Raw genomic sequence first — 23,789 nt, forward strand, 5'->3', positions numbered from 1 at the left:
ATCATATAAGAAAATTATAGTATTTGTATTAATCTCTTTAACAGAAAGAAATAATGTTGCCACCTTGACTCAAAGATCTAGTAATGAAATTTAGAATGGATTTTTTTATCATAGCCGTGGCAGTAATTTTTCTCACAATACATACAGAACAGGCATTTTCACAACAGGTAAACACATGTCAGTATCATACTATTTGCGTACACCCAGGAGACGTGCTAAGATATTCTGACACAATAGGTTCTACCAACAGTTCTGAGACATATAATTTCGAAGACATGATAGATTCAAGTCATATCAGAGTAGTGCAACAAAATCGAGCCAATGGTAGCGAAATTAAAAATTTTACCATGATTCTCAATTTAAAAACTGGCTTTGCACAGAGCGAACAAGATTCTAGTATTACAAGCCCGTTTCTACAAATCTTGTCCACTCCAATGAAATACAACAAGACGGATAGTTCAATCACACAAATATTTACAGATTTTAACGGTTTTAATAGAACTGCACTATCTGCATTTCATTCAACAGATAACAATACATCAAACATGGTATTTGATGCAGAAACAGGAATATTATTGGAGATAAAATCTGCATCTCTTATTACAACAGGCAATACACCTCAACTGGTAGATTTTTCAAGTGAACTGACTGACACAAATATAATAAATTCAGACTCTTCTGGAATTTTGTCTTCGAATAATGTTGTCTCAATACCAAGCTGGATTAAAAACAACGCCAGATACTGGCATGATGGAACAATTGATGACTCGACATTTGCCCAAGGGATACAATATATGATAAAACAAGGAATAATCACAATCCCACCAACACAGAGCGGTCAGGCAAATCCAGGAATTGCAATTCCAGCATGGATTAAAAACAATGCAGAGTATTGGGCTTCAGGAGATATTGACGATGGTACATTTGTCAATGGGATACAGTATCTCATCACATCTGGAATCATTCAGGTTTAGACAATAACTTGAGACTAGATGAAATTAAATAAAACTAGAAAATGGTTCAGTTATGAATTGTAAGAGATGTCATCATACAAGTGATGCCCATGTGCCATCGCAAGAAAGTACATCTCTTACAAAAATTGGAAAGTGTCTTGTCAAGACTTGTTTATGCAAACAATTTGTGGAGCCTATTGAAGATATTGATGATGAGCTAGTCTAAGTTGTCTATTGACCTTGGATTCCAACTTTTTCTGAAAGAGGTAATGTCTTTGTATGATTAGAAGTTATTGCATTTGAAGCAGTAGTATTAGACAAATGAGATATAGTTACATTTGCATTAATTGAAAGACTTTCCACATTAGCACCAATTTGTTTACCAGACAGTGTTGCGTTTGAAACATGAGCAGTAACAGATGCAGCAATTGGAACTGCGAGTTGGGTTGAATTAGTTGTTACAACCTTTGGAGTGTTAGATGATACAACGCTAGTAGCATTAGTTGATGTGGTGTTTTTACCAGTCAAAGCTGCTGATGTTGTTTGGTTTACAGAGGCAGCGGCGGTTTGAGCTGCGGCTTGGGCCTGTACCTCTTTTAGATGCGCTGCTTGGGCTTGGATGATTGTACTATTTGTGATAAACACCAGTTGTTTGTTTGCTGAAAGTGTTTGGTTAAAGATTATCACCATACCAGTCGTACTTGGGTTTTGTTGTGTATCTTGAATTTGCTTTTGTTGTGCGTCATCTATAGTAGATGCAGAATCTAGCAGCTTTAATTTTGCGCCAACAGGCTGTGCAGTATCATAGAAAACAATATTGTATCCATGCTTTGGAGTCATGGAATCAATTTCTTGATTTCCCATAATATCACTTGAAAAATGATAATCGCCACCTATTGCCCAGACAAGCAAGCCTATGAGAACTAGTGATACAGAGATTACAATCATCGAATAGCCAACCTTTCGGTAATTATGAGGATTCTTGTCTTTTACAACAGGTTTGGAGGCATCCGATGGCTCGCCAGGATTGGACATTCGTTTCCCAACACTGGGTAGCGGAATTTAATCTTTTATTGTCATCACACAGTACATCAATCAAAGGTCAAATTACAGCCTATTTCTGGGCTTGATCCATTTTGAAGATCTGGACTGTCAATAGATCTAGGGCTTTTTTGAGATGCTCAAATTCATCAGCAAAATGTTTTTGATTTTCTGCAAGCACCTTAAGAACACCCATTAGTGATTTTTTCTCACGGTCAGTTGTTGACGCCTCTAGTGCATCTATTCTTGATATTATTACGTCAAGTTCTTTTTTGAGTTCAGCACCATGGGATTTAGATTTATCCATCGTTGATTTTACTTGATATAATATATGAACATATTAAAATCAAAGTATTGTACAAAACATGTCATGATTGACGAAAAACTTGCATCGTTAAACATTACGCTTCCAACCCCACCAAAACCTGCAGGCTCGTACATTCCAGTTGTAAAGACAGGTAACTTGGTCTTTGTATCAGGACAGATTCCAATGAAAGACGGACAGGTACAGTTCAAGGGACAGGTACCTACGAACATCTCAGTTGAAGATGCACAAAAGGCTGCAAAATTATGCATAATCAATGTCTTGGCGCAGCTAAAGTCAGAACTTGGAACGCTGGATAAAATATCAAGAATAGTTCGAGTTTCAGGATTTGTTAGCAGTTCTCAAGAATTTTACGAGCATCCAAAGATAATCAATGCTGCATCTGATCTTCTCTTTGAAATATTTGGCGAGAAAGGAAAACATACAAGAGTTGCAGTAGGAGTTGTAAGCCTGCCTCTAAACTCGGCAGTTGAAATCGATTTGATTGCAGAAATTATTTGAGTTTGGCATTAAACTTTTTGAGAAATAAACCGATTTTTTCTTTTGGAATTACCGCACCACATGCCTTGTCGTGTCCTCCACCAGAGCCACCAAGTTCTGTTGCCAATTGATTCACTATTCTTCCAAGATGAATCTTGCATGTTCGTGAACCTCTAACTGAGACTGCATATATTCCAGGTTCCTCTCTTAATTTGTAAGCTACTCCAACTTCTTTTCCTGACAATCCTAAAACAAAATTTACAGCCATGCTTGCACCCGAGTCTTTGACTTCCATGTATGACAAATTTTTCATCTTCTTCATGTTGTCCTTTACTTTTTGTATAACACCAGAGATTCTCTCGGCTTGTGTGCTTACAAACTCAAACACATTTGGAATTGCATGTGGATATCTTGATTCGCTCAACTCATCAACAAGATATAGCAAGTATTCAGGATCTTTTTGATGACTTGTAATTGTAAATGTTAGAGTGGTGGCCTCTAATAATACAAACTGTCTGTCAAATCTTTGTAGTTGTGCTGAACCAATTGGTCTGTCTTCCATATAGTCTGTAACTGCAGCGCATGCTGCTAGAAATGAACCATAATCTCCTAGTTTTGATTTGAACGCATTATACACTTGAACGGTGGTACATTCGTTAACAGTATGAATTAGTTTTACCTTCATTGCCTTGATCTTCTTTTTGATTGGCTCTTCGATGTCATGATGATCAATGTATGTAATTACGACTTTGTTCTTTTTTAATGCCCTGAGTAATTCTACAAATTGGTCCTGATTTGATTTGCTCAAGCCAAGGTCACATATGTATAGATTTTTTAGTTTTTCATCATTTTTTAGTGCCTCAAGTTCATTCATCAATCCAGGATAATCAACAAGTTTTGTTTCACCGCCAAAGGCTTTACGAATCAGCGATGCCGCACCTATACCGTCAGCATCTTCTTTATGAGAGACACAGACAGTTCTTGTTCTTGCCATGGATTATTCACGGGATAGAACGCCCCCATTTAAACTAAAAAACAGGCTTTGATTTCTTTAAGCTCATGTATGTCTTAAATTCTGCAACCAGTGTCTGATGACCTTTGACATCTTGTAATACAACACAATACATGTCATAAAATGAAATTCCAAGAAGTTGCGACTCTCTGTCAAGTTTAGCAATCTCTTGCAAGACCCGTGGGTCTTTGGTTTCCACTACAAAATTGTCCACTAGACGGATAAATTCGTCATCCCATTGGCTCATTTCTACCAATTTATGACAAATTTTGCTATAATTACCAAGGTTACAAGATTAGACCTAGTGCTTAATTTTTTACTCCCAAAATTAGTAATAATTTAATACGTATTTTTACCACTGTTACCCGTGCAAACAAAGAATATTGGCCTTCGAAATATCGAGGTTGCAGATACCAAAATTTCTGCGATAGATGGAATTAATGGTAAACTCATCTATAGAGGCTATGATATTTTAGACCTTGTAAAAAAGTCATCATTTGAGGAGACATCGTGTCTTCTTCTCAACGAGGATTTACCAACACAGGAGACGCTCTCTTCATTCTCAGATATGCTTGTTGCAACTCGTGAAATCCCAGAGAATTTAGAAAAAACTCTAAGAAACATACCAAAAATTGCAAACCCCATGGATGTTTTACAATCCACAGTATCACTCATGGCGGTATACGACAAGGAAAAAATTGATGATAGAGATACAAATTACAAGAGAGCAATTAATCTAATTTCTAAAATTCCAATAATCATAGCATGTTGGGATAGAATAAGAAATGACAAGGAGATTATCCAGCCATCAAAAAAGCTAAATCACGCTGCAAATTTTCTGTACATGCTAACAGGAAAAGAGCCAGATACAGAGGTTGCAAGAATTTTAGATATTTGTCTCATATTACATGCAGAGCATAGTTTTAACGCGTCAACATTTGCAGCAAGAGAAGTAGCATCAACACGTGCAAACATGTATGCTGCAGTCAGTGCGGCAGTAGGAGCACTCAGTGGTGAGCTTCATGGGGGCGCAAACTTTCAGGTAATGAAGATGTTACTAGAGATTGGTGTAGAAGATAAGGTAGAACAATGGATTATAGACAAACTTGAAAAAAGTCAAAAGATAATGGGTATGGGTCATGCGGTATACAAGACATTTGATCCTAGAGCAGAAGTCTTACGAGAGTTATCAAGAAGACTGGCTGAAAAAACAGGTCAACCGTGGTATGGCATAACAAAAAAAGTTGAAGACGTCACAGAAGAAGAGATGAAAAAGATCAAAAGCTCGGATATATTTCCAAATGTTGATCTGTATAGTGCATCATTATACTATATGCTGGGCATTCCGATGGATCTTAACACTCCAATCTTTGCAATATCAAGAGTCTCGGGATGGACTGCACATATCATAGAAGAAAAATTTGCCGAAGCGGCGCCAAAACCAATGCTGTATAGACCAAAAGCAGTCTATGTGGGAAAATATTGTGGACCTTCTGGATGCGAATACATTTCAATTGAAAAACGTCTGGTATCCAGTGAAGGATGATTTTATCAAAAAACTTTGAGCAGATAGCAAGATCAGCACACAAAATAAAAAACTAACAGAACAAGTTTAATTTCTATTTGCAAGCCAGTCTTTTGCTTTAGAATCAACATCGTGTCTATGCAGCACATGAAACACCATCTCGTAAAATGTTATACCGCGCTTTTGTGCCTCGCCGTCAATCCACTTTAGTCCTTCAGCAAGCTCTGGATCATATTCTGAAAAATCTACAAGTTCGTCGACCATATTTGTAAAGAAGGAATTTGCTTCTAACACGATAACAGGTTTTTATTTTTCTTATTCAGTAATATACAGAAAATATATTGACATATTTGGTAAATATGTTGACATGGAACACACCTATTATTTTGATGGTGATCAAAAAAAGATCTCGTGGATAATTGAAAATTCTCAGACAAGATCTGAAGAGAGTAGAATGCATACAGAATATTTTTACGGCCAAGTTACAAGTGAACAATCAAAGTACATTGCATTACATGTCGGAATTTTTTGGGGGGGTGGGAAGATTCATAATAAAAAACAAGGACACAGTTAAAGTCATGTTGGATCTAAAAACAATGTTTGATCGTCTAGTAAAAAACAAGTCAACTACTGATATTTTCATTGAAAGAAGGATGAGATTCATTGATCAAATTATTCAGCAGCAAAATTTGGATGTCAGATATCAGATAATAGATCCTGCCGAAAATAAAGCAAACCAGTTGTTATTGCCTAAGAACTAGACCAATATCCATCAAGTTTGTTCCCGTTGGACCGGTAAATACTAATCCCCCATACTTTTTAAAAAAATTATAAGAATTGTTTTCATCAAGGTATGGCATCACCTTGTCTATTTTTTGATCCGACATCCATATTGCACCTGCACAATTCGTTTTGCCATCCACCCCATCCGTTCCAACTGATACCACAATTGCGTTAGCATTCCGTTTTGCAAGATCTATTGCAGTGTATAACACCAATTCTTGATTTCTACCGCCCATCCCTTTTCCTTTTACGACAACCGTGGCCTCACCGCCAAATATTACACAGTTTATTTTTTTATTCGATAACGTTTTTGCAATTTTTATGCCAAGATCTTTAACATCTCCAGATATACAGTTTAGAACTTTGGTTGAAAAACCAAGTTCTTTTGCATGCATATTCATTGCGTCAAGACAAATTTTGTTGGTTGAAACTACGCGGTTTTTAATTTTTTGTCTTTTCGGAGTCTCTGGAATTTTTCCTTGCATTCCAAGTTCAATATGTTCAAGTACACTTTTTGGAACTAATCTTTCCAAGTTGTATTTTTTCAGAATTTTTCTAGCATCTGAAAAAGTAGTTTTATCATAATATGTAATTCCCGATGCAATGCTTGTCAGATCGTCACCTACAACATCAGACATTACAAGAGACACCGCATCGGATCTTAGATGTTCAAGTAATCTACCACCTTTTATCTTTGAGAGATGCTTTCTGATACAGTTTATTTCATGTATGGACGCACCGCATTTTAGCATTAGATTAGTTGCAATTTTTTTCTCCTCCAAAGTTATACCATCAGGTAGTGCAACCAGAGATGACGCACCTCCAGAGATTAGAAAAATAACAAAATCATTAGGTTTTACGCATTCTATAAATTCAAGGATCTTTTTTGCTGCGAGTATGCTATTTTTATTCGGTAGTGGGTGACCTGCCTGCATCACCACAAAGTTTCTAGTCAAGACGGTCTTTGTTTTCTTTGGAACAATCAACAATCCGCTTGTAATGCTAGCAAGAGAATTAACAGATTCTGCCATTGAATATGCAGCTTTACCTATTGCAACTACAAACACTTTATCATATTTTTTGAGATCAAATTTTTTTCCACATAGAAATAGGTGATCATGGAAGACGATTTTCCCAAGTTGTTTCCAAGGTAATGCCGCCTCAAGACCTGTTTCAATTATAGACAGTACATTTTGCTTTTCACGGTTTGTGGAAAGTAATTTGAAATTTCTAATGAGCATCTATTACAATCACATAGTAAAGATAATTTGCTCAATTTTTGAGTCTTTTTATTATATTTTTCAAGAAAAAGTAATTTAAAGACTCTACCTTTATTACAATTTTTTATATAGGATATAATCAAGGGATATTAGGTATGATGTCAAAAAAATACTTTGTAATTTTAGCAGTTTTTGCAATCCTAGTAACTCCAGCTTATGCAGATCCAATTGTAAAACCAACTAGTGCTGGAACAATCAATGTAGGTTTCACAACAGATCCTGTAGCACCCAATCCAGGTGACCCGACGCAGATCAAGATTAGTTTCATAAACAAGCAGACAAATCAGATACAACCCCACATAGATTACAGAATTTCGGTAATGCAGGGAGGAAATGCGGTATTTGGAATACCAATTACTCATACAGCAGAAGGCGCAGTAAGCATTCCATTTACATTCCAGACAGCTGGGACATACCAAGTCATTGTGGATGTAGAAGGAATACTCTTTCAACCAATTCCTCCAGAAACAGCAACTTTTGATCTAAACGTGGGATCCAGTCCTAATACAAATTCCACTTCAACGACAAATAGCACTGTAAATAACGCCATACCTGAATTTCCATTAAGCTCTCTAATGATAATGGCAATCGTAGTTGGAGTGACAATTCTATTTGTTAGAGTTCATCCAAGTCTAACAAATATTAGACTATAAAAAATCAATTTACGACTCTACATTAGCTCGAGGCATACAGGACATAACAAAACAAGGAATATTGTCACCCACCAACACAGAGCAGTCAGACAAAGCAAGGCAATAGTATAATAATTGTTTCAAGTTTAATTTTTTTATGAATACAGTTAGAATGCCAAAGACAATTAATTTCGGAAAAGATGCCTTGTCCGAAACACAATATCCAAAAAATGCCCTTGTTGTAACTACTGCACCTCCGGAGGTATCAGCAAAGTGGCTTGCAAGAATGAAGATTCAAGATTATATGTTATATGACAAAGTAGAACCAGAACCGTCTATTGAAACAGTGAACAAAGTTATGGCAGAATTCAAACCAAAGAATCCAGCTGCAATCATTGGTCTTGGCGGAGGAAGCTCACTTGACGTTGCAAAGTATGCCGGAATGGAGATGAAGATTCCAAAGATACTCATTCCAACAACATTTGGAACAGGTGCAGAGATGACAACTTATTGCGTATTAAAATTTGAAGGAAAGAAAAAACTATTACAAGACGAAAGGTTCTTGGCAGACATGGCAGTAATTGACTCATACTTCATGGATGGAACTCCAGAAGCAATTGTCAAAAACTCTGTCTGTGATGCATGTGCACAAGCTACAGAAGGATATGATAGTAAACGAGGAAACGAATTTACAAAAATGTTGTGCAAGTCAGCATTTGATGTTCTATATGATGCAATAATGAACAACAAGCCTGAAAACTATCCATTTGGCTCCATGCTATCTGGAATAGGATTTGGAAATGCGTCAACTACTTTGGGACATGCCCTATCGTATGTCTTTTCAAATGAGGGTGTACCACATGGATACTCGCTATCATCATGTACAACAGTTGCACATCGATTCAACAAGTCCATCTTTTATGATAAATTCAAAGAAGTAATTGAGAAACTAAAGTTTGACAAACTGCCACTAAAGACTCCGTATGAGGAGGCAGCTGATGTTGTCATGACAGACAAGGGTCACTTGGATCCAAATCCAATTCCAGTGACAAAGCAAGACGTTGTCCAACTTCTAAAGGACATTGTAGATGGTAGACTCTAAGTCTATTTTCTAAATTTTCTTTCATTATGATTTCCAGTCTAAACTTAAATATATCAAAGAATTGACTAATGTGAAGGATTTCGGATAGAATGCTAAAGTTTGGAATTCAGCAAGGACTCAACGTCGCTCGACTGGGGCTAAATGAAGACCAGATCATTACTGCCTGTGTTTTAGCTGACAAGACAGGATACGATTCTATCTGGTATATGGATCACAGTAATGTTCCACAGTGGGACAAGGCCATCGTAAACGATCCATGGGTTATGCTTTCGGCAATAGCTGCAGTTACTAATAATGTAGAACTTGGCACCTGTGTAACAGATGCAGTTAGACGACATCCATCAAATATTGCACTAGCATCAATTACACTTGACAGAGTTTCTCATGGAAGAGGAACTTTAGGCATAGGAGCAGGAGAGGCACAAAATCTCAAAGAATTCAAAATTCAATGGGACAAGCCAGTTGGAAGATTTGAAGAGCAATTACAAGTTATAAAATTACTGTACCAATCATCACCAGAGCATAGAGTAAATTTCAAGGGAGAATTTTACCAATTAGAAGAAGCATGTTTGCAAGCAAAAAGTATTCGCCAGCCAGCACCACCAATTTACATGGCAGCAGGGGCACCAAGAACACTTGCACTTTGTGGCAAATATGGTGACGGGTGGATTCCAATTGGATATACACCAGAATTATACGAAGAGCATGTTAAAGTAATTAGGGCATCCATGAAAGAAAATGGAAGAACAGACGAGAACTTTAATTATGCAGTAGATATCGATGTATACTTTTCAGATGATGCAGAAACAGCATGGGCAAAAATGAAAAATGCGGTAAAGGTCAGTCTATTCAAACCAGAGGTTCTCAAGGTTCACGGCATAGAAGATATTGCAGGTTTTGATTTCAAGAAATACTTTACAGAATATTCCATGTCAAACCAGGAATGGATAGTAAAGATGAGAGAGGCATCACAGACAATTCCGGACAGTGTAGCACGCTCATCAATAGGAATGGGTACGCCAGATGACATCATTCCAGTCTTTGAGAGATTCATGAAAGCAGGTGTTAATCACTTCATTGTAAGATTCTGGGGTTCAGGCTACTTTGCGTCAATAGACAAGTTTGGCTCTACAGTACTAAAGTACTTTAAAGATCAGAACAACCCAAGAAAATAGTACCTAATCAGATAAAATTTAGTAATTTTATTCCTACAGATATCGAAATATGGTCATCTTCTCAGAGTTTGGAAGATCAGATACCAATGCAAAGTTAAAGAACGGATATGATTTCTTGTACTCTTTCATAAAGCTCCAGGCAACATCATGTGTCTTAAATTCAGTTCTTATGCCGTCAATACGAGTCTCCAATCCGCAGACATCAAAGACTTTGACCAGATACCTTTGAGGCCGTCTATGCGGTTTTGCCTTCATTAGCCATGCAATTGCAAACACAAAGACCGCCATCATGATTATTGCAGCGCCAATTTCTTTAAGATAGACTGAAAAAAATGATGGAATTGTATATCCAAAGAGATTATACACATAACTTGCAAATCCAAGTACTGAACCTACGATCATAGAAAATACAACATTAGAATAGGCATAATCCTTTTGCATGTCTTATAGTAAACATACTTGCATTTATCTATTAAAAAACTATATACACAAATATCATTATTGATAACAGGTTTTGTGCAGCTACTTGGTAGACTGGAGATCAAATCAAAAGAAAAGATAATTGAATTTTTAAACCAACAAGAGACGGGTAGAGTATGCAGCATAGACAAGGACGGTTTTCCTCAGATAATTCCAATGAATTTCGTCTATGCTAATGATGCTATCTACATGCACTCTCATCCAAGAGGGGAAAAACTAGAGAACATTTCAAAAAATCCAAAGGTTGGTTTTGAGGCAGACCAAAGTCTTGAATTTTTGCCATCATATTTTACATCCCCAACCGACGCATCACAGGCCGATACATTATACATAAGCGTAGTAATCAAGGGAAGAGCAAGTTTGGTCTCCGAGCCAAAAGAAAAGGCAATGGCACTAAATGAACTAATGAAAAAATACCAACCGGAGGGAGGATATGAGAAACTCACTATGCACATGCCAGTAGTAGAAGAGGTTGCAATAATCAAGGTAATACCAGTTACAATCAGAGGCAAGTATAAAATTGGTCAGCACATGGACAAGAAGACAAGGCTTGGAATTGCAAAAAAGATCCTAGAGCGTAACACTCCAACTGCCAAAAACACAGTCAAGATGATGGGGATTACCATGTCAAAGAATGGCATGGAAATCTCAGAAGAGCCTAGTTGGTAAAAATATATCATAACTACCATTGCTTTAAATTTGAAACAAGGCAATTTGTAATGTTTGCTAGAAAATCCAAGCTTTGAGCTAGTATCTGAATTTGCCCCAACAGGAGACCAGCCAAATGCCATAGAAAAATTAGTAGAAGGAGTAAGAAAAAAACAAGTCCAAACTCTACTTGGAGTAACAGGCAGTGGCAAGACATTTACAGTTGCAAACGTAGTGGCACGAACTGGAAAAAAGACGCTTGTCATTTCACACAACAAAACTTTAGCTGCACAGCTTTATGCAGAACTAAAACAGTTCTTTCCAAAAAACAATGTAGGATATTTTGTATCATATTATGACTATTACCAGCCCGAGAGCTATATTCCACAGACTGACACATATATCGAAAAAGACACCCAGATTAACGAAAAGATAGAAAAGTTGCGTCTAGAGGCAACTGCAATGCTCTTGTCTGGAGAGCCCACCATCATAGTTTCCACAGTATCATGCATCTATTCCCTTGGCTCACCTAGCGAGTGGGAAGAGATGTCGATTACCATAGAAAAAGGTGCGGATGTCGGAAGAGGCACACTGATAAAAAAACTAGTCAATGCGCGATATGACAGAAATGATACCGAACTTTTAGCAGGAAGATTTCGAATCAAGGGAGATACAATTGATATCATTCCAGCATACTCGGATTCAGTTGTAAGAATCTCACTATTTGGCGATGAGATTGACAAGATAACAATTTGTGATCCAGTATCGCTTCAAGTAAAAAAACAAGTCTCCAGAATCAAGATTTATCCTGCAAAGCACTATCTAGTTGCAGCAGATGTAAGAAAAATTGCAGTCCAGTCAATTAGAAATGATCTCAAACAAAGACTGACAGAACTTCCAGAGCTTGAAAGGCAAAGACTAGAGATGAGAACAAAATATGATTTGGAGATGATTGAAGAATTAGGATACTGTTCTGGGATTGAGAATTATTCAAGACATTTTGATGGAAGAGCTCCTGGCGAGCCTCCTTTTTGTCTAATTGATTTCTTTGGAGATGATTTTTTACTAGTGATTGATGAATCTCATGTTACCTTGCCACAGCTACACGGAATGTATAAGGGTGATCATACAAGAAAAAAATCTCTAATAGACTATGGTTTTAGATTACCAAGTGCATTTGATAACAGACCACTCAAGTTTGAAGAGTTTGAAAAATATATTAGAAACACAATCTTTGTTTCTGCAACACCAAATGATTATGAAAAAGGTAAGAGCTCCCAGATCGTAGAACAACTAATCAGACCTACAGGCCTTGTGGATCCAGTAGTGGAAGTAAGAAAAACAGAGAATCAAATGGATGATTTGATATCAGAGATAAAAAAACGAGTAGACAAAAACCAACGTGTACTAGTTACAACTCTAACAAAAAGAATGGCAGAAGACTTGGCAGAATATCTGTCAAAAAATAAAGTAAAGGTAAGATACCTACATTCAGAGATTGAAAACCTGCAAAGAACTGAGATCATCAGGCAGTTAAGGCTAGGCGAGTTTGATGTCCTAGTAGGCATAAATCTCCTAAGAGAAGGCCTTGACATACCCGAAGTTGCCCTTGTTGCCATCCTAGATGCAGACAAGGAAGGATTTTTGAGAAATGCCACCAGTCTAATCCAGACATTTGGAAGAGCTGCAAGAAATCTCGATGGTTCGGTCATAATGTATGCTGATAGAATTACTCAATCTATGAAAAATGCAATATCAGAAACTGAACGAAGAAGAAACAAGCAGATAGAGCATAATCAGAAAATGGGAATCACGCCAGCTTCAATCATAAAATCAATTCCACAGCAGACAATTGTTCTAGATGAGACAAAACACATGTCAAGGCACGATATACAAACACTCGCAATAGAAATTGAGACTGCAATGAAGCGATTTGCAGAAGAATTAGATTTTGAAAATGCAATTGAATATCGAGATAAATTAGCAAAGATTCAAAGACAATTAAGAAATGAATGACAAGTTAATCATCCGTGGTGCAAGGGAGCACAATCTAAAAAACATCAATGTGGATATTCCAAAGAATAAACTAGTAGTAATCACAGGATTATCAGGATCTGGAAAATCAACACTTGCTTTTGATACAATATATGCAGAAGGACAGCGAAGATATGTCGAGTCACTTTCATCATATGCAAGACAGTTCCTCGAGATGATGAACAAACCCGATGTTGATTCAATTGAAGGTTTGTCCCCTGCCATATCAATACAACAAAAGACGACAAGCAAAAATCCAAGGTCAACAGTTGGAACAATAACAGAAATTTATGATTATCTAAGATTGCTATATGCAAGAATTGGTACACCTCACTGTCCAAGATGCGCACGTAAAATATCAAACCAGTCAGTTGAATCAATTTGTGAATCAATTCTCAAAGAATCTGAAGGAAAAAAGATCTTAATTCTTGCATCACTTGTTAGAAGGAAAAAAGGAACTTATGAGAAATTATTTGAAGATGTAAAAAAACAAGGATATTCAAGAATCAGAATAGATGGAGAAATTATAGAGATAACCGGTGAGTTTCCAACACTTGACAAGCAAAAGTGGCACAACATAGAAATCGTAGTTGACAGAGTCAAGGCATCTTGGGAAGAAAAAAGTAGGTTATACGAATCAATCCAAACAGCTCTCAAGGCAGGAAAAGGAGATGTCATGGTTGTTGATACCGAGGAAAAAATCTATTCTCAAAATAACGCATGCCCATTTTGTGGAATCTCAATAGGGGAGCTAGAACCTAGAGGATTTTCATTCAACTCTCCATTTGGAGCATGCAAGACATGTCATGGCCTAGGAGTAAAGTTGGAGTTTGAGATGGATTTACTAATCCCAGACAAGACAAAATCAATCCTAGATGGGGCAATAGTTCCATGGTCAGGTAGATTTTCATCATTTAGAAGACAAACACTAAGAGATGTTGGAAAAAAATACGACTTTGATTTGATGACTCCAATTAACAAAATGACTCCAAAACAATTGGAGGTTATTTTGTATGGAAGTGGGGAAGCTGTAAAGTTTTCATACGAATCCAAATCAACTGATTCCAGATGGGAGTATACAAATACTTTTCATGGCGTAATACCGAGTCTTCAGAAAAATTTTGCAGAAACTGATTCTGAATCAAAAAGAGAAGAGTTATCCAAATTCATGCGGGAGACCCCATGCAACACATGCAAGGGCAGAAGGCTAAAAGATGAGGCACTTGCAGTCTCGATTAATTCATCATCCATAATGGATGTGTGTGACTTGTCAATTGATTCGTGTTACGAGTTTTTCAAAAATCTTCAGCTAAGTGAGACTGAAAGATATATTGCGAAATCCATTTTAAAAGAAGTTCTCTCAAGACTTGAATTTCTAAAAAATGTTGGACTAAATTATCTTACACTTAATCGAGTAAGTTCTACACTGTCAGGAGGAGAAGCTCAGAGAATAAGACTTGCAACACAGATAGGATCAAACTTAACAGGAGTACTCTATGTTCTTGACGAGCCAACAATTGGACTACACCAAAGAGACAATGCAAAACTAATCAAGACATTGACTAAGCTTCGTGATTTAGGAAATACAATACTGGTAGTAGAGCATGATGAAGAAGTAATGCGCAACTCTGATTGGATTATAGACTTGGGGCCAGGTGCAGGAGTCCATGGAGGAAACGTGGTCTTTGAAGGAACGATAAACGAAATTCTAAAAAGTGAAAAATCAGTTACGGCAAAATATCTCAAAAATCATGATGCGATAAAACTTGCAAAAAGAAAACATGAACAAAAAGGCAAGTTGGTCCTAAAAGGTGCAGCAGAGAACAATCTCAAAAATATTGATGTCGAGTTCCCGCTTGGCATGATGATTACTGTAACAGGAGTGTCAGGCTCTGGAAAATCTACTCTAATAAACGACATATTGTACAAGGCATTGGCATCAGAAATTTATGGTTCCATAGACAGACCAGGCAGACACAAGGCAATCACTGGCATGAGTGAGATAGACAAAGTGATAGGGATAGACCAATCTCCAATAGGACGTACTCCGCGCTCAAATCCTGCTACATACATTGGCGCATTTACTCCAATTAGGGAACTATATGCAGGAACAGAACTGTCAAAGGAGCGAGGATATACCCCGGGCCAGTTTTCATTCAACGTTGCAGATGGCAGGTGTTTTGCATGTGAGGGAGACGGTGTCAAAAAGATAGAGATGCAGTTTCTATCAGATGTATACGTAGTATGTGATGAATGTAAAGGCAAGCGGTACAATTCTGAAACACTTGCAGTCCACTATAAAGACAAAAATATTTCAGACATTCTTGCAATGACAGTAGTAGAAGCATTGGAATTTTTTACAAACATTCCTTCAATTCAGAGAAAGCTACAGACAGTGGTAGACGTTGGTCTGGGATACATCAAACTTGGGCAAGCCGCTACAACATTGTCAGGCGGAGAGGCCCAGCGTGTAAAACTTTCATCAGAATTATCAAAGCGTGACACTGGAAGAACAGTCTACATCTTGGACGAGCCAACAACCGGACTTCACTTTGCAGATGTGCAAAAATTACTTGAAGTGTTAAACAGACTAGTAAAACTTGGAAATACAATAATCATAATAGAACATAACATGGATGTCATAAAAAATTCTGACTGGATAATTGATTTGGGTCCAGAGGGAGGTGACGGAGGCGGAACAATTGTTGCAACCGGTACTCCAGAGCAAGTAGCACAAAACCCAAGAAGCTATACTGGTCAATATCTGAAACGTATCTTAAAAAATGACTCTTGACATATCAAAAATAACAATTCCATCACACCCAGGAATCTATATTATGAAAGATTCCGGGGACAAGATATTATATATTGGAAAAGCAAAGAATCTAAAAAATCGTGTCAAATCATATTTTTTGAAAAATCAAAATTATAAGACTCAGAAACTTGTGGAGAAAATTTACGATATTGAGTTTGTCTTGACAGATAACGAAGAGGAGGCATTTTTACTAGAGGCCAACATGATCAAACGATACAGACCTCCATACAATATTGAACTTAAGGACCAACAGAGATACACATATCTCAGAATAACAAACGAGCAATATCCACGTCTCATGGTAGCAAGACGCACGAGAACTGGAGAATTTCTTGGAGGAGGAAGGGTTTACGGACCATTTACGCATGGAAGCTCAAAGATGCTATCAATTGGTCTTTTGCGCAAGACGTTTAAGATTAGAATTTGTAAAAAACTGCCAAAAGAGGCATGTCTTGAATATCACATTGGAAACTGCGAGGCACCATGCCAGTTTAAACAGGCTCAAGAAAATTATGGAAAAAATATTTCAGAATTAGAATCAATTCTAAAAGGAAAACAAAGACTAGAAGACTTTGTAAATAAATTAGATAAAGAGATGAAACAAGCTTCGAATAATCGCCAATATGAAAGAGCAAAAGAGATTCATGAAACATTGCAACGACTTTCTAGCCTACAGATAAAACAAAATATGGAAACTCCAAGGGTTGGTTCAGATGAAGAATATTTTGGAATCACGATAAAAGATCAGACAGCATATGTGATGAGCTTTAGACTGTCAAACGGGGTAATAAAAGACAGAAACAAATTTTCCTTTGATCTAGTTGGAGATAATTCATTTTCCAGTTTCTTGTCCCAGTATTATTCTACAAATCCAATTCCAAAGCATGTCATAGTAAATGAAATACCAGAGAAAAAAGAGATACTAGAAGAAGTTTTTTCCCGCACGTCAGGCTTTAAAGTAAACATTACAGTTCCAATGTCTGGAAAAAGACGAGAGATAATAGATCTCATCATGAGAAACATTTCCCTTACAATATCAAAGGGTGCAGACCCTGCACTAGTTGAACTACAAGAAAAATTAGGACTAGAAAACATTCCTAAAACAATAGAGTGTTTTGACATTTCAAACCATGGTGAAGATTATGCAGTGGGCTCGATGTCTTGTCTCGTAGATGGAAAACCGCACAAATCAGGATATCGAAAATTTAAGATAAAAACAGTAAAGGGAAGAGATGATTTTGCAATGATAAATGAGATAGTCAAAAGACGGTATCTAAGACTAAAGGAAGAAAAAATAGACTTGCCAGACTTGGTTTTAATTGATGGTGGACGCGGTCAGCTAAACGCCGCACTTGATGCACTACATTCGGTAGGTGTAAAAGTTCCCTGTGTATCGCTTGCAAAAGAAAATGAAGAGGTATATCATCCCAAAGTCAACAAACCAATTATTATGCCAAAGAATAATCCGGCACTCAAAATTTTACAATATGCAAGAGATGAGGCCCACAGATTTGGGGTTGCGTACAACAGGGCGATTCGTAAATTTACTTGAGTATTATTTTTTATTTAGTACTATTAACACGTACGATGACGGTACTGTTGACCGTGGGTAAAACAGACAATGTGGAATTGGCATGTATTGCAGTCATGTTTTGAGTAATTGCAGGAATACTTGTAGTATTGTTAGATGATGTCAATACATGTAATGTAGAATTTGTATGTGTGGTAGTCATGTTTTGAGATGTAATCGCAGGTGTACTTGAAGCAGTACTGTTAGTTGTTGCCAAGATAGGTAATGTAGAATTGGTGTGTACGACAGTCATATTTTGTGTAGTTGCAGGAATATTTGCAGTATTGTTAGATGATGTCAAGATATGTAATGTAGAATTGGTGTGTACTACAGTCATGTTTTGAGATGTTATTGTAGGTGTACTTGAAGCAGTATTGTTAGTTGTTGCCAAGATAGGTAATGTAGAATTTGTATGTGCGGTAGTCATGTTTTGAGATGTTATTGTAGGTGTACTTGAAACAACCATGGAGGATGTAGGTGAGACTGGTGTAGTAGCCAAGTGAGTAGATGCAGATGATATTGTTCTGTTTTCAATCATATTTGTAGGATGTATTTTTTCTGCACTTTGTAGCACATTGCTGGCATTGGATAACACAATTGTTGATGGCATTACATTTTCAATCACATAAACTTGTGTACTTACATCAGATTTTACTCCATAAGCATCCACTGCGAAGAACTTGAGAATTGTGTTAGATCTAATTTCCGGCAGCGTTACAGAATCTTGTCCATGAGGACTAGATACAGTGGGTGTTGTGCCATCCAAAGTATAGAATATAAGAGCAGGTTCATTTGATTCAAGTTTCACAGTTTGATATTCCTTGTATGTACCATTAGGTAACGATGCAATTGTTATAGGAGAATCATTATAGACTGTAAATGATATTGTTTTAGATGTAACAAATCCTTCAGAGTTGGTAGCGTTGATTTGTAGAGTATGCAGTCCGTTTGATAAATCAGGCATACTAAGTGACCAAGAAATTGTGTTGCCTGAAATAGTTCCAGGAATTGTCAGAATGTTTCCACCATCTACATTCCATGTGAGAGATGAAATTTGCAGATCATCTACAGCAGTACCAGATACTGAAACCGTAGGAGCCATGATAATTGAATTGTCAGACATTGAGATGGTAAGATTGGGAGTGTCACTAACCAAGTCAGATGCAGAAACAAAATGCGTAGGAACTATAAAAAAAATCAATACAATGCCAACGAATATTGATGACACGTGTGGAATTTTATGTCCTATCGAGAAGTCAAGATTCTTCATTGTAATTCGGTCATTATATACACGTGAAACAATATAGCAAGATAGGCAAATACCACGGTTTTGAAATTCCAAGTTGGAATATCAGTAGAGCCTTAGAAGGCATTTTCCTCAAAGCATAGTTTTAGGTAGCGATTTATACAAAATCATCAAGTGAGTTCTCTCGAAGAGGTTGTGCGTCATAACCCATTTTGGATAAATCTGCAGCAAACTCATCTACAAAACCATGAACTGTATAGACTTTTTCAGGATTGCATCTTTTTACAAGATCAATTAATTCATTATAATCACAATGGTCACTTAGTGGAATTGAATAATCATGACCTCGTGCAAATGAAAATCTTGACGATTGCGCCCATCCACTAAAACCTATAGTTATTGCATCATACTGAGACTTCATATGTTTTACAAATGCATTTCTTCCACTCATGTTTGGTGCAATCATAAGCCATGGTTTTTTCTCAAGTAATCCCAATGATTCTGCCTCAGTATGACCCATAGATTCGCTAAGATTAACACCAAATTGTCGGTACAAGTCATTTACTTTTTTTACTGAATCATGATAATATGGCTGCCAGTGAGAAAACAAGTATGATAAAATTTGAGCTTTTCCAAGCTCGTACCCCAACAATATGACAGGCTTTCCCTTACCATATAGTTCCGATATTATCTCGTTTACTCGTTTTACAATCTCATCAATTGTGGGAAAAACATATTCTGGCATTCCAAAAGTGCATTCAGTAATCAAAGTTTTACATTTTGGTACCATCGCACCTTTCATAAATCCCCTGTCACGAATTGAGATATCCCCAGTGTAAAAAACATCATCAAACAAAAGTCCTTTGGCACCCAAGATATGTCCGGCATCAATCATTGAAAAATTCTCATACTCTTCAACATAGTTTCCAATTGAATATCCTCTAAGCTTTGCAATTTCCGTTGTTTGCTTTGATGCAATAAGTACACCATTTCCACGTTGATTGTGCAAGTGATCCAAGTGTGCATGAGAGACAAAACTTATACCACTTTCCATTCCTCGTTTTGGATCAAGATTAACTGTTTTACCAGCATATTGTACTACAATTCCGTTTGAGGTCATCCGTACTTTAGATTTCAATTTAAAATATGTGGTCATCAGATTGGATATAAATTGCAAGATTTGTCCAGTGTAACATAAGGTGCAATTGGATCTATACCGATCATTTCCCATATAAAAAAAATCATCATATCACTCTAAAAGAAAAGTTCGAAACTACATTAGTAGATATTAAACAAACAAGAAACAGCGGTAAATTCCTAGGAAAATTCTATTGCGTTGATTATCAAAGACCTGACAAGGGCGCGATGATCATCTATTGCAGTTACAATCAAGTTCGATACATCCATTTTAGCAATTGGAGTAATATGAAATGTTACATAAACGAATGGTTTTACAATTTTATATTCAACTGAAATATTACCTAATAGATTGTGAGGATCATTAACATAAAAATGACTGCTCATTGGATACGAAATTGAAGTATCGGCGCTTGAAATTGAACTTCTAGTTCCTTGTATATCCATATACAGACCAGCTGACTTTATGGTAGTAGGGCCAGAATTGTCAAATATTTTAAGAACAATTGTAGATGATTCACCTAAAGCAAGAATCTGTGGTGTTGGCATACTTTGAGAATGCTTTGAAATGTCAAACATATTTCCGTTAATTACTAGTCCATCATTATACTTCAATTGCCCGCCTCCAAATGATGGAGGATTTGAAAATGCAGCATATGCAGATAGATTTTGGCTACCAATAGAAGTAATCAGTAAAAGAACAACAGTAAAAGACGCTAATGCCATAAATCGATTATTCATAAATCATCTACGTTTTTCAATATTATAAAGCATCAAGTTGTTTACCACCAATGATTATCAACTTGAATTAGTAAAGTGTTTATTTATACAAAGTCAAGGGAGAACATGCTAAACATCGCTATTTTGATCTCAGGTAGAGGAAGTAATATGGAAAATATTTTAAAGTCAGTTAAAAAAAATAAAATTCCAGTTAATCCCGCAGTGGTGATTTCAAATAAACCAGATGCAAAAGGTCTCAAGATTGCCCAAAAACTAGGAGTAAAAACAGAGATTGTTGAAAGCGATGGTCTCAAAGGAGGAAATTGGGAATACGACTCTAAACTAGTATCAATATTAGAAAAATACAAAGTTACTCCCCAAAATGGTCTGATATGCCTTGCAGGATTTATGAGAATATTGAGTCCAGAATTTATCAAGCATTACAAGGGAAGAATTTTGAACATACATCCTGCAATATTACCATCTTTCCCAGGATTACATTCCCAGAAACAAGCACTGGAGTACGGAGTAAAATATACCGGATGCACAGTTCATTTCGTAGACGAAGGAATTGATACAGGCCCCATCATTTTACAGTCAGTTGTCAAGGTAAAAGATGATGACACTGAAGAAACTCTTGCAAAGAGAATTCTAAAACAAGAACATAAAATCTATCCAAAAGCAGTAAAGCTATTTGCAAATGGTAAGATCAAAATAGTTGGAAGAAAGCCAATACTTTCCTAAGTATCAGGTCCGCTAAAAAAATACATTACAACGAGTTCTTTTTTGTTCCCATGAAATCTGTGAGGAATATTTTTGGCGACATAGTATGACATTCCTTCTGAAACAGGATAATCTTTTTCATCTACTAAAAGAAAGCCGTCTCCTTTTACAACATAGTAAATCTCATCACTTTCATGTGGGTCTTGTGTATCTTCCTCACCTGGTTCTAGTCGGAGGACTCCGGCTGCAAGATTTTCTTTATTGATAAAGGTATGAAAGTAGGTATCGCTTTTTGCTATTTTTTCAATGTATTCGTTTGTATCAAAGTCAATTTTCAATGATTTCTACATGGATTACATCTTAATGATTTTAACTAAATTTCACCCTAGGCTACAATTCTTGTTTCCAAAGATTAAATATCCAAAAAATAATCCAAGTTTGTTTGACAGGTCAGAAAATAGATGGTGTTGTAGTAGCAATTTCTGTTAAGGATATAGTGAGAGCGGCAGTTAAGGAATTACAAAATGACAGAATAACCCCATGTCTTGCCACAGTCTTGGTAGGCGATGATCCTGCATCTGCAACATATGTTAGAAACAAGCAAAAAGCATGCTCCGATGTTGGGATAACAACTAAAGACCACAAACTTCCTGCCATGTTTTCTCAAAAAGAGATGAACTCGTTAATTGATCTATTAAATAAAGACGATACAGTTCATGGGATACTAGTCCAGTTACCATTACCTGTCCAGTTAGATGAATTTACAACAACTTCTAGGATTTCTCCACTAAAAGATGTGGATGGGCTGACACCTTACAACATGGGCCTTTTAATATCTAGTAAAGCAATCCTCAAGCCTTGTACACCATCTGGAATAATGGAACTGTTTGAATATTACAAAATTGACCTTGAAGGAAAAGATGTAGTAATAATAAACAGAAGTAATCTAGTTGGAAAACCGCTATACAATCTAATGCTTGAAAAAAATGCCACAGTTACGACATGTCATTCTAGAACAAGAAATCTCAAAGAGCATTGTCAGAGAGCTGATATCATAATTACAGCAATTGGTGATAGGAAAAAATTCATCCTGACTGAGGACATGGTAAAAGAAGGAGCAGTGATAATCGATGTAGGAACCGCAAGACTAGAAGAAAAACTTGTTGGAGATGTTGATTATGATAATGTAATCAAAAAGGCATCATATGTCACTCCCGTTCCAGGAGGAGTTGGTCCTATGACCATAGCGATGCTTTTAAAAAACACCGTAACAGCTGCATCAATTAGTAAAGAATTTGTCCAACACAATTGAAAAGGCAAGGCTTCGCAAGCAACTATTAGATGCAAGAGACGATCTCTCACTTGATTTTATAAAAATTGCAAGTAATAGAATTCGAGATAATTTAAGAAAGATTGACTTTTACAGAAAAGCAACTTTAATTGGTGTGTATTATTCAATAGGAAGTGAGGTTCAGACACAGGATCTGTTACAGGAATTTTTTAATCAGGGAAGGGAATTTGCACTTCCAAGAGTAGACAAAAATGATCTAGTGTTTAAAAAAATTTCTGGTCTAGGAGATCTTGAGCTTGGAAATTTTGGAGTTATGGAGCCAAAGGAAAAATGTGAGACTGTCAAAAACTTGGATGTTGTTCTGGTTCCAGCAATTGCACTTACACGTGAAGGATACCGGCTAGGATACGGTTTTGGGTTCTATGACAGATACCTGCACGGGAAAAAATCAAAAAAGATTGGTATGACATATGCAAAACAAGTGCTCAGGTCATTTCCTCATGATGACCATGATGTAAAGATGGATTGTGTTGTAACAGAAGATGCAGTTATACATGTCAAGTAAAAGAGAAAAAATGGTTCTATGTTTTAGAGTTTTTGAAATAGTGCTTTCAATACTGAAACTAGTTGATTGAGGTCTTGACTAATTATGGCAGTCGGATTTGGCGCTGGTTGTTGTTTAGTATTTCCACTTGTTTGACTTGACGTTGGTGGGTTTTTAGAAGTTGGTTGGGTGGCAGATTGTGTGTTAGAAGGAGTTGGTGTAGAGGGAGTTGGTGTAGAGGGAGTTGGTGTAGAGGGAGTTGGTGTAGAGGGA

The 23,789-nt window shown here is 36.7% G+C and carries 28 protein-coding genes; 16 read left to right on the top strand and 12 right to left on the bottom strand.

Going from position 1 to position 23,789, the window contains the following annotated elements:
* Nucleotides 1–116: 116 nt before the first annotated feature.
* Both C0Q33_RS03050 and C0Q33_RS09210 read left to right on the top strand, forming a co-directional pair.
* On the top strand, nt 117–974 hold the full coding sequence (locus C0Q33_RS03050; protein ID WP_133120997.1) for a hypothetical protein: 858 nt from the start codon (nt 117–119) through the stop codon (nt 972–974).
* A 52-nt stretch (nt 975–1,026) separates the two neighbouring features.
* Nucleotides 1,027–1,179: a hypothetical protein gene (locus C0Q33_RS09210; protein ID WP_165776420.1), complete on the top strand. Its 153-nt coding sequence runs from the start codon at nt 1,027–1,029 to the stop codon at nt 1,177–1,179.
* Between the two features lie 5 nt (nt 1,180–1,184).
* Here C0Q33_RS09210 and C0Q33_RS03055 read toward each other — a convergent pair whose 3' ends face one another.
* Entirely contained in the window at nt 1,185–1,988 is an 804-nt protein-coding gene (locus C0Q33_RS03055) for a hypothetical protein (protein WP_101477144.1), read from the bottom strand.
* Between the two features lie 79 nt (nt 1,989–2,067).
* On the bottom strand, nt 2,068–2,301 hold the full coding sequence (locus C0Q33_RS03060; RefSeq protein WP_101477145.1) for a hypothetical protein: 234 nt from the start codon (nt 2,299–2,301) through the stop codon (nt 2,068–2,070).
* Nucleotides 2,302–2,364: 63 nt separating this feature from the next.
* Here C0Q33_RS03060 and C0Q33_RS03065 point away from each other — a divergent pair, with 63 nt between their 5' ends.
* Nucleotides 2,365–2,820, top strand: coding sequence for a RidA family protein (locus C0Q33_RS03065; RefSeq protein ID WP_101477166.1), 456 nt, complete (start codon nt 2,365–2,367; stop codon nt 2,818–2,820).
* Here C0Q33_RS03065 and C0Q33_RS03070 read toward each other — a convergent pair.
* Nucleotides 2,813–3,793 carry a DHHA1 domain-containing protein gene (locus tag C0Q33_RS03070; RefSeq protein ID WP_101477146.1) on the bottom strand — a complete coding sequence of 327 codons (981 nt, stop codon included), beginning with the start codon at nt 3,791–3,793 and terminating at the stop codon, nt 2,813–2,815. The genes C0Q33_RS03065 and C0Q33_RS03070 overlap by 8 nt on opposite strands.
* Nucleotides 3,794–3,827: 34 nt before the next feature.
* The gene (locus C0Q33_RS03075) at nt 3,828–4,058 is read right to left on the bottom strand and encodes a hypothetical protein (RefSeq protein ID WP_133120998.1); all 231 of its coding nucleotides are present in this window, start codon (nt 4,056–4,058) and stop codon (nt 3,828–3,830) included.
* A 120-nt stretch (nt 4,059–4,178) separates the two neighbouring features.
* Here C0Q33_RS03075 and C0Q33_RS03080 point away from each other — a divergent pair, with 120 nt between their 5' ends.
* On the top strand, nt 4,179–5,357 hold the full coding sequence (locus tag C0Q33_RS03080; protein WP_101477148.1) for a citrate/2-methylcitrate synthase: 1,179 nt from the start codon (nt 4,179–4,181) through the stop codon (nt 5,355–5,357).
* A gap of 66 nt (nt 5,358–5,423) precedes the next feature.
* Here the strand turns inward: C0Q33_RS03080 and C0Q33_RS03085 are convergent, their stop codons facing one another.
* Nucleotides 5,424–5,630: a hypothetical protein gene (locus tag C0Q33_RS03085; protein WP_101477149.1), complete on the bottom strand. Its 207-nt coding sequence runs from the start codon at nt 5,628–5,630 to the stop codon at nt 5,424–5,426.
* A 73-nt stretch (nt 5,631–5,703) separates the two neighbouring features.
* Here C0Q33_RS03085 and C0Q33_RS09490 point away from each other — a divergent pair, with 73 nt between their 5' ends.
* Together C0Q33_RS09490 and C0Q33_RS09495 are read left to right on the top strand one after the other, a co-directional pair.
* Nucleotides 5,704–5,910 carry a hypothetical protein gene (locus C0Q33_RS09490; protein ID WP_245867300.1) on the top strand — a complete coding sequence of 69 codons (207 nt, stop codon included), beginning with the start codon at nt 5,704–5,706 and terminating at the stop codon, nt 5,908–5,910.
* A 4-nt stretch (nt 5,911–5,914) separates the two neighbouring features.
* Nucleotides 5,915–6,097 (top strand): hypothetical protein, encoded by a 183-nt coding sequence (locus C0Q33_RS09495; RefSeq protein ID WP_245867301.1) that lies wholly within the window; start codon nt 5,915–5,917, stop codon nt 6,095–6,097.
* Here C0Q33_RS09495 and C0Q33_RS03095 read toward each other — a convergent pair.
* On the bottom strand, nt 6,080–7,360 hold the full coding sequence (locus C0Q33_RS03095; RefSeq protein WP_101477150.1) for a glycerate kinase type-2 family protein: 1,281 nt from the start codon (nt 7,358–7,360) through the stop codon (nt 6,080–6,082). The genes C0Q33_RS09495 and C0Q33_RS03095 overlap by 18 nt on opposite strands.
* 134 nt (nt 7,361–7,494) lie before the next feature.
* Between C0Q33_RS03095 and C0Q33_RS03100 the strand changes: the two genes are divergently transcribed.
* From C0Q33_RS03100 to C0Q33_RS03110, 3 genes are all read left to right on the top strand, one after another.
* The gene (locus C0Q33_RS03100) at nt 7,495–8,052 is read left to right on the top strand and encodes a hypothetical protein (protein WP_133120999.1); all 558 of its coding nucleotides are present in this window, start codon (nt 7,495–7,497) and stop codon (nt 8,050–8,052) included.
* 136 nt (nt 8,053–8,188) lie between these two features.
* Nucleotides 8,189–9,133 carry an iron-containing alcohol dehydrogenase gene (locus C0Q33_RS03105; RefSeq protein WP_101477152.1) on the top strand — a complete coding sequence of 315 codons (945 nt, stop codon included), beginning with the start codon at nt 8,189–8,191 and terminating at the stop codon, nt 9,131–9,133.
* An 89-nt stretch (nt 9,134–9,222) separates the two neighbouring features.
* A complete protein-coding gene (locus C0Q33_RS03110) occupies nt 9,223–10,308 on the top strand; it encodes an LLM class flavin-dependent oxidoreductase (protein WP_101477153.1) in 1,086 nt (361 codons plus the stop codon).
* A gap of 33 nt (nt 10,309–10,341) precedes the next feature.
* Here C0Q33_RS03110 and C0Q33_RS03115 read toward each other — a convergent pair whose 3' ends face one another.
* Nucleotides 10,342–10,749 carry a hypothetical protein gene (locus C0Q33_RS03115; protein WP_101477154.1) on the bottom strand — a complete coding sequence of 136 codons (408 nt, stop codon included), beginning with the start codon at nt 10,747–10,749 and terminating at the stop codon, nt 10,342–10,344.
* A gap of 75 nt (nt 10,750–10,824) precedes the next feature.
* Here C0Q33_RS03115 and C0Q33_RS03120 point away from each other — a divergent pair, with 75 nt between their 5' ends.
* From C0Q33_RS03120 to uvrC, 4 genes are read left to right on the top strand one after another with little or no spacing between them, the layout of a single operon-like run.
* Nucleotides 10,825–11,457 (top strand): pyridoxamine 5'-phosphate oxidase family protein, encoded by a 633-nt coding sequence (locus C0Q33_RS03120; protein ID WP_101477167.1) that lies wholly within the window; start codon nt 10,825–10,827, stop codon nt 11,455–11,457.
* A 54-nt stretch (nt 11,458–11,511) separates the two neighbouring features.
* Nucleotides 11,512–13,452, top strand: coding sequence for an excinuclease ABC subunit UvrB (gene uvrB, locus C0Q33_RS03125; RefSeq protein WP_101477155.1), 1,941 nt, complete (start codon nt 11,512–11,514; stop codon nt 13,450–13,452).
* The gene (gene uvrA, locus C0Q33_RS03130) at nt 13,445–16,264 is read left to right on the top strand and encodes an excinuclease ABC subunit UvrA (protein WP_101477156.1); all 2,820 of its coding nucleotides are present in this window, start codon (nt 13,445–13,447) and stop codon (nt 16,262–16,264) included. The genes uvrB and uvrA overlap by 8 nt, the downstream gene beginning before the upstream one ends.
* Entirely contained in the window at nt 16,254–17,837 is a 1,584-nt protein-coding gene (gene uvrC / locus C0Q33_RS03135) for an excinuclease ABC subunit UvrC (protein ID WP_101477157.1), read from the top strand. The genes uvrA and uvrC overlap by 11 nt, the downstream gene beginning before the upstream one ends.
* A 10-nt stretch (nt 17,838–17,847) precedes the next feature.
* On the opposite strand, the gene C0Q33_RS03140 is transcribed toward uvrC, so the two are convergent.
* From C0Q33_RS03140 to C0Q33_RS03150, 3 genes are all read right to left on the bottom strand, one after another.
* Nucleotides 17,848–19,125 carry a chitobiase/beta-hexosaminidase C-terminal domain-containing protein gene (locus tag C0Q33_RS03140; protein WP_101477158.1) on the bottom strand — a complete coding sequence of 426 codons (1,278 nt, stop codon included), beginning with the start codon at nt 19,123–19,125 and terminating at the stop codon, nt 17,848–17,850.
* Between the two features lie 133 nt (nt 19,126–19,258).
* Nucleotides 19,259–20,221, bottom strand: coding sequence for an MBL fold metallo-hydrolase RNA specificity domain-containing protein (locus C0Q33_RS03145; protein ID WP_101477159.1), 963 nt, complete (start codon nt 20,219–20,221; stop codon nt 19,259–19,261).
* Nucleotides 20,222–20,418: 197 nt separating this feature from the next.
* Nucleotides 20,419–20,979, bottom strand: coding sequence for a hypothetical protein (locus C0Q33_RS03150; RefSeq protein WP_133121000.1), 561 nt, complete (start codon nt 20,977–20,979; stop codon nt 20,419–20,421).
* Nucleotides 20,980–21,084: 105 nt separating this feature from the next.
* On the opposite strand from C0Q33_RS03150, the gene purN reads away from it, so the two are divergent.
* Nucleotides 21,085–21,702 (top strand): phosphoribosylglycinamide formyltransferase, encoded by a 618-nt coding sequence (purN, locus tag C0Q33_RS03155; protein ID WP_101477161.1) that lies wholly within the window; start codon nt 21,085–21,087, stop codon nt 21,700–21,702.
* Here purN and C0Q33_RS03160 read toward each other — a convergent pair.
* A complete protein-coding gene (locus tag C0Q33_RS03160) occupies nt 21,699–22,019 on the bottom strand; it encodes a cupin domain-containing protein (protein WP_101477162.1) in 321 nt (106 codons plus the stop codon). The two genes, purN and C0Q33_RS03160, sit on opposite strands and share 4 nt — an antisense overlap.
* Before the next feature lie 104 nt (nt 22,020–22,123).
* Here C0Q33_RS03160 and C0Q33_RS03165 point away from each other — a divergent pair, with 104 nt between their 5' ends.
* Together C0Q33_RS03165 and C0Q33_RS03170 are read left to right on the top strand one after the other, a co-directional pair.
* Complete coding sequence (locus C0Q33_RS03165; protein ID WP_101477163.1) at nt 22,124–22,993, top strand: bifunctional 5,10-methylenetetrahydrofolate dehydrogenase/5,10-methenyltetrahydrofolate cyclohydrolase; 870 nt, start codon at nt 22,124–22,126, stop codon at nt 22,991–22,993.
* Complete coding sequence (locus C0Q33_RS03170; protein WP_101477164.1) at nt 22,977–23,537, top strand: 5-formyltetrahydrofolate cyclo-ligase; 561 nt, start codon at nt 22,977–22,979, stop codon at nt 23,535–23,537. The genes C0Q33_RS03165 and C0Q33_RS03170 overlap by 17 nt, the downstream gene beginning before the upstream one ends.
* Nucleotides 23,538–23,560: 23 nt before the next feature.
* Here C0Q33_RS03170 and C0Q33_RS09215 read toward each other — a convergent pair.
* Nucleotides 23,561–23,789: hypothetical protein (locus C0Q33_RS09215; RefSeq protein ID WP_394336909.1), on the bottom strand; the 229-nt coding region annotated here is incomplete at its 5' end.

Origin of the sequence: Candidatus Nitrosotalea bavarica, assembly GCF_900167955.1 — an archaeon.
Lineage (GTDB): Archaea > Thermoproteota > Nitrososphaeria > Nitrososphaerales > Nitrosopumilaceae > Nitrosotalea > Nitrosotalea bavarica.

Coding starts and splice junctions, on each gene's coding strand:
- C0Q33_RS09210 (WP_165776420.1), top strand. CDS start 1,027: ATGAATTGTAAGAGATGTCATCATACAAGTGATGCCCATGTGCCATCG.
- C0Q33_RS03055 (WP_101477144.1), bottom strand. CDS start 1,988: ATGTCCAATCCTGGCGAGCCATCGGATGCCTCCAAACCTGTTGTAAAA.
- C0Q33_RS03060 (WP_101477145.1), bottom strand. CDS start 2,301: ATGGATAAATCTAAATCCCATGGTGCTGAACTCAAAAAAGAACTTGAC.
- C0Q33_RS03065 (WP_101477166.1), top strand. CDS start 2,365: ATGATTGACGAAAAACTTGCATCGTTAAACATTACGCTTCCAACCCCA.
- C0Q33_RS03070 (WP_101477146.1), bottom strand. CDS start 3,793: ATGGCAAGAACAAGAACTGTCTGTGTCTCTCATAAAGAAGATGCTGAC.
- C0Q33_RS03075 (WP_133120998.1), bottom strand. CDS start 4,058: ATGAGCCAATGGGATGACGAATTTATCCGTCTAGTGGACAATTTTGTA.
- C0Q33_RS09490 (WP_245867300.1), top strand. CDS start 5,704: ATGGAACACACCTATTATTTTGATGGTGATCAAAAAAAGATCTCGTGG.
- C0Q33_RS09495 (WP_245867301.1), top strand. CDS start 5,915: ATGTTGGATCTAAAAACAATGTTTGATCGTCTAGTAAAAAACAAGTCA.
- C0Q33_RS03095 (WP_101477150.1), bottom strand. CDS start 7,360: ATGCTCATTAGAAATTTCAAATTACTTTCCACAAACCGTGAAAAGCAA.
- C0Q33_RS03100 (WP_133120999.1), top strand. CDS start 7,495: ATGATGTCAAAAAAATACTTTGTAATTTTAGCAGTTTTTGCAATCCTA.
- C0Q33_RS03105 (WP_101477152.1), top strand. CDS start 8,189: ATGAATACAGTTAGAATGCCAAAGACAATTAATTTCGGAAAAGATGCC.
- C0Q33_RS03110 (WP_101477153.1), top strand. CDS start 9,223: ATGCTAAAGTTTGGAATTCAGCAAGGACTCAACGTCGCTCGACTGGGG.
- C0Q33_RS03115 (WP_101477154.1), bottom strand. CDS start 10,749: ATGCAAAAGGATTATGCCTATTCTAATGTTGTATTTTCTATGATCGTA.
- uvrA (WP_101477156.1), top strand. CDS start 13,445: ATGAATGACAAGTTAATCATCCGTGGTGCAAGGGAGCACAATCTAAAA.
- uvrC (WP_101477157.1), top strand. CDS start 16,254: ATGACTCTTGACATATCAAAAATAACAATTCCATCACACCCAGGAATC.
- C0Q33_RS03140 (WP_101477158.1), bottom strand. CDS start 19,125: ATGAAGAATCTTGACTTCTCGATAGGACATAAAATTCCACACGTGTCA.
- C0Q33_RS03145 (WP_101477159.1), bottom strand. CDS start 20,221: ATGACCTCAAACGGAATTGTAGTACAATATGCTGGTAAAACAGTTAAT.
- C0Q33_RS03150 (WP_133121000.1), bottom strand. CDS start 20,979: ATGAATAATCGATTTATGGCATTAGCGTCTTTTACTGTTGTTCTTTTA.
- purN (WP_101477161.1), top strand. CDS start 21,085: ATGCTAAACATCGCTATTTTGATCTCAGGTAGAGGAAGTAATATGGAA.